The organism is Variovorax sp. 10L421, assembly GCF_056395365.1.
In genome coordinates, this window is sequence record NZ_JBFTJJ010000088.1 from 1 (window position 1) to 357 (window position 357).

Below are 357 nucleotides of genomic sequence, written 5' to 3' on the forward strand. Positions count from 1 at the left end.
CTGGCGCAGGCGCTGCGGGTCCAGTGCCTCTCCGCCGAAGATCACCACGCGCAGGGACAAATGCTCTTGGTAGGCTCGCGGCAGGCTGGTCAGCTGGCCGAAGGCCGAAGGCGTCTGGTTGAGCACCGTCACCTTCTGCACTTGCAGCAGCTGCAGGAAGTCTTCCGGCGAACGGCTGACCCAGAACGGCACGACCACCAGCTTGCCGCCGGTGCACAGGGCCCCGAAGATCTCCCACACGGAGAAGTCGAAGGCGTAGGAGTGGAACATCGTCCACACGTCCTCGGGGCCGAAGCCGAACCAGGCATCGGTGGCGTCAAGCAGCCGTGTCACGTTGCGGTGGCACAGCTGCGCGCC

At 66.1% G+C, this 357-nt stretch carries 1 protein-coding gene; it reads right to left on the reverse strand.

Annotated elements, in window-relative coordinates:
- On the reverse strand, window positions 1–357 hold a 357-nt coding region (locus tag AC1DFC_RS29850), incomplete at both ends, for an AMP-binding protein (RefSeq protein WP_478180598.1).